At 43.8% G+C, this 4,010-nt stretch carries 4 protein-coding genes, 4 tRNA genes and 1 rRNA gene; all 9 read right to left on the bottom strand.

From position 1 onward, the window contains the following. A partial coding sequence (locus GTH32_RS18935) for a GTP-binding protein (RefSeq protein ID WP_246223276.1) occupies positions 1-247 on the bottom strand: 247 nt, incomplete at its 3' end. 68 nt (positions 248-315) lie between these two features. Further along, positions 316-391: transfer RNA gene (locus GTH32_RS18930), tRNA-Thr, on the bottom strand. Positions 392-398: 7 nt separating this feature from the next. Continuing rightward, a tRNA-Gly gene (locus GTH32_RS18925) sits at positions 399-473 on the bottom strand. Between the two features lie 33 nt (positions 474-506). Further along, positions 507-591, bottom strand: a tRNA-Tyr gene (locus GTH32_RS18920). Between the two features lie 10 nt (positions 592-601). Further along, positions 602-677: transfer RNA gene (locus GTH32_RS18915), tRNA-Thr, on the bottom strand. A 97-nt stretch (positions 678-774) separates the two neighbouring features. Continuing rightward, positions 775-1,557, bottom strand: a complete 783-nt coding sequence (locus GTH32_RS18910; protein ID WP_163088728.1) for a type III pantothenate kinase — start codon at positions 1,555-1,557, stop codon at positions 775-777. After that, positions 1,526-2,512 carry a bifunctional biotin--[acetyl-CoA-carboxylase] ligase/biotin operon repressor BirA gene (gene birA / locus GTH32_RS18905; protein ID WP_163088726.1) on the bottom strand — a complete coding sequence of 329 codons (987 nt, stop codon included), beginning with the start codon at positions 2,510-2,512 and terminating at the stop codon, positions 1,526-1,528. The genes GTH32_RS18910 and birA overlap by 32 nt, the downstream gene beginning before the upstream one ends. 88 nt (positions 2,513-2,600) lie before the next feature. Next, the gene (gene murB / locus GTH32_RS18900) at positions 2,601-3,596 is read right to left on the bottom strand and encodes a UDP-N-acetylmuramate dehydrogenase (RefSeq protein ID WP_163088724.1); all 996 of its coding nucleotides are present in this window, start codon (positions 3,594-3,596) and stop codon (positions 2,601-2,603) included. A gap of 220 nt (positions 3,597-3,816) precedes the next feature. Further along, a 5S ribosomal RNA gene (gene rrf / locus GTH32_RS18895) occupies positions 3,817-3,932 on the bottom strand. Between the last annotated feature and the right edge of the window lie 78 nt (positions 3,933-4,010).

The raw sequence follows: 4,010 nt of genomic DNA, 5'->3' as shown, positions 1-4,010 counted from the left end.
GGCAGTCTACGTGAGCGTAGTGACGGCTTGGAGTGTCATATTCTACGTGTGAAGTAGAGATGGTGATACCACGAGCTTTTTCTTCAGGCGCGTTATCGATTTGATCGAAAGCCTGAGCTGAACCACCGTAAGTCTTTGAAAGGACAGTAGTGATTGCCGCAGTTAGGGTAGTTTTACCGTGGTCAACGTGGCCGATAGTACCCACGTTTACATGGGGTTTCGTACGTTCAAACTTTTCTTTTGCCATTTCTATTATCCCAGCAAAGTTACATTAAAAAATTTTGAAATTTTACAACATGAGCTGGGGAGAAACACTGGTGCTGATAGGCAGATTTGAACTGCCGACCTCACCCTTACCAAGGGTGCGCTCTACCAACTGAGCTATATCAGCACTGATTTGGAGCGGGCAGCGGGAATCGAACCCGCATCATCAGCTTGGAAGGCTGAGGTAATAGCCATTATACGATGCCCGCAAATCCTAATTCTCTGGCCACCTCATAAGAAAGTGGTGGAGGGGGCAGGATTCGAACCTGCGAAGGCTGAGCCGGCAGATTTACAGTCTGCTCCCGTTGACCGCTTGGGTACCCCTCCAGATTGATGATGGTGCCGACTGCCGGAATCGAACTGGCGACCTACTGATTACAAGTCAGTTGCTCTACCAACTGAGCTAAGTCGGCACGTCATCAAGTGGCTGCGCATTCTAGAGTAATGATTTACTCAGTGCAAGTGTCTTTTTGAAAAATTTTCATTTTTCTTTTCTAACCGATTTTTCAATCAATTAGGAGTTACACAAGAAAGCAAACTAAGTTCCTTTCGAGCGTAGCGGGCAAGACCTTGCACCACCAAATGAGCGGGGCGAATATTAGCAGCGGATTCTAAGAATGCAAACACTTTTTTGTCTCCACCCCCTAAAATAACGTCAAAATCGGTTTGTTTGCTTGATATATAATCAACGGCGCTCAAATAAACACCATATAGCGCGGCATGACACCCGCTTGCCACACAATCTTCAGTATCAGTACCTACCCCAAAGGTGCTCGGAATTTCATCATTTGCGTACACTTTCTTAGTAGAAGATACCAAAGCATCACGCATAACTTTAAAACCTGGTACGATCCAACCGCCTAAATGTTGACCATTTACAACAAAATCTACCGTTATTGCAGTACCCACATCCATAACAAAAAATGCTTTTTTTGTTTTTTCTGCTGCGCACACCATTGCAAGCCACCGATCAACGCCCATTTTTTGTTCATTGGCGTAACTATTTTTTATGCCGAAGGCTTCTTTTTCTGTGTGCTTTTCTACAAAAGTAATATTGCGCAACTTACACCTGGTTGAAATTTCATCAACCCACTCTTCTTTTCGCACTGACGCAACATAAACATGGGAAATTATTTTCAAAGAATCGATAAAAGAAAACAGCGAATCGAGGGTTTCGCAGGTGTGAGGGTCGTTTTCCACCTCACTTAACAGTGAATATTTAATACGGGTGTTGCCAATGTCAATTAAAAGTACGCTTTTTTCAGTTACCACGAAGGCTAACCTCACCACCATGAAAGCGCGTTATGCCATCTTGGGTTTCTACTAATAGCGCACCACTGGCATCTACGCCTCTATCAATCCCAGAAAATCGCTTATCGCCCATTTGTAATACAATGCGTTTATCAGCATAGAGGTCTAACGCTTCCCAATGAGGAACAAACGATGTAAAGCCCTGTTGAGTGAACTTAGGCAATAATTCCCATAACGACTTTACTACCGCAGCCGCTAATTCGTTTCTATCCGGTACTACACCAAGATAGGAAGCTAAGTCGCTATGGGGCTGGCCCACATCATATTGACTTTCAGGTACACAAACGTTTAAGCCTACGCCTATTACTGAATGGGCTGTAGCACCTATTTGTCCTTCCACCTCAATTAATACCCCAGCTAACTTTCTCCCTTGCAGGTAAATATCGTTTGGCCATTTAAGTTCAGCATCGTTTACGCCGAAATCTTTTAGCGCCTCACACACAGCTAAGCCCACAAGTAGCGACAGCCCTGCCATACTTTGGTAACCGTCGGGAAACGACCAGTACATTGAGAAGGTTAAGCTTCCGCCTACAGGCGCTTGCCACACGCGGCCATGGCGCCCTCGCCCTTCTGTTTGCACTTCTGCGAAAAGCACATCACCGTTGGCTAAATCGTGCCGTGCATTTGCAATGCGCCTTTTAAGTTCGGTATTCGTTGAAGGAAGTACTGACTCAACGTCAATCATTGCGCGCTTTGTATCGCCTAAATGTTTTTTAATGCTATCTGCATTTAACAATGGAAACCCTCGTTCTAATCGGTAACCCTTACCTTTTACTTTAAAGACATTAAGTCCCCAATCTGCAAGCTGAGATATATGCCCTGCCACAGCAGTACGCGATAGGCCAACTTGCTGTGCGATTATTTCACCTGAATGGAATTGCCCGTCACAAAGCAACGCGAGTATGTGTTTTCGTGTTGCTTTTGATGCCTGCCTCATAACCAAATTAACCTTGTGTTACTTAACGTAACGAATACGCTGTTAAGTAATGAAATTTATTGCTCTATATTACCCATAAAGACAAGGTTTATACCAAGTCAATTACACCTTTCGCGCCCACTAACCGTACCTCAGGCTCAAGTTTTATATTAAATTTACGGCTTATTTCGCAAATAATCTCTTTCGCGAAAGTAACAACATCTTCTCCTTGAGCATTGCCAAGGTTTGTAAGCACTAAAGGTTGGGTTGGATGGCATCGTACTTGATTAAAAACCTTCCCTTTAAAACCGGCTTGGTCGATAAGCCAGGCTGCGGGTATTTTAGTTTCATCGTGGGATACACCAAAGCCAGGAATATCCGCATAAGTACTTTTTAACGTTTCAAACTGACTAGTAGTAACAACGGGGTTTTTAAAAAAGCTGCCAGCATTGCCGAATTGAGCAGGATCAGGAAGTTTGCTTTTTCTAATAGCAATAACCGCATCAAATATTTGCTGGGCGGTAGGGGCTGTTAATTTACTTAGCTCGCCGTAACTTGTTTCTAGGCTATACATTTTTGGAAGTACAAAGTTAACCTGCGTAATCAGCACTTTATTCGCTAATTCATTTTTAAAAATACTGTCGCGGTAAGCAAAATTACAATCAGCACTTTTAATAATTATCTTTTCGCCACTAGTAAGCAATACCGCTTCTACTGAGCTGATAAATTTACCAACCTCTACACCGTATGCGCCAATATTTTGGATAGGACAGGCACCGACAGACCCCGGTATTAACGCCAGGTTTTCCAAGCCATACCAACCGTTCTGCATACAAAGAGAAACAAACCCATGCCAAGATTCACCTGCCCCCACACTAATATGATGATGGGACTCGGTATCAAAATGATTAATACCCGCTATACGGTTAACAAGTACCGTACCTTGGTAGTCTTCCAAAAACAGCGTATTGCTGCCTTCACCAAGAATATAGGCATGATCTGCCTGATTATAAGCGCTGATAAAGGCATCGGCGGAATTAAATTCGACAATAGACAGGCAATTGGCCTGCAGAGAAAACGTATGGTGAGACTGTAGTGACGGCATAACACACTTTAACTATGAGCAATGCGCCAATGTTAGGGGAACAAACCACGAATTAAAAGCTTAAATCACGCAGATTATAAATGCGCTATAAGGCCACTATAATCCTTTGTAGGGGCTTGGGCAAAGTTGACCCCCTTACCTGCTCATTAATGCGCCATAATGCTTCTTATAAACGCCAGAAAGCAAAAAACCCGCCGTAAGGCGGGTTTTTCTAATAGGGACTTGGCAGTGTCCTACTCTCACATGGGGAAACCCCACACTACCATCGGCGCTAATACGTTTCACTGCTGAGTTCGGAATGGGATCAGGTGGTACCGTATCGCTATGGCTGCCAAGAAAAACTTTTAGTGCAGAATCATGATGCTTTTTATCATGACTTCTGCGCAAGGAGGACCAACAGTACTCTCAAGAGTA

The organism is Alteromonas profundi (genome assembly GCF_010500865.1).
In the GTDB taxonomy this organism is placed as follows: Bacteria; Pseudomonadota; Gammaproteobacteria; order Enterobacterales; family Alteromonadaceae; genus Alteromonas; species Alteromonas profundi.
This window is presented reverse-complemented; position numbering and strand designations above follow the sequence as displayed.

Coding starts and splice junctions, on each gene's coding strand:
- GTH32_RS18910 (WP_163088728.1), bottom strand. CDS start 1,557: ATGGTGGTGAGGTTAGCCTTCGTGGTAACTGAAAAAAGCGTACTTTTA.
- birA (WP_163088726.1), bottom strand. CDS start 2,512: ATGAGGCAGGCATCAAAAGCAACACGAAAACACATACTCGCGTTGCTT.
- murB (WP_163088724.1), bottom strand. CDS start 3,596: ATGCCGTCACTACAGTCTCACCATACGTTTTCTCTGCAGGCCAATTGC.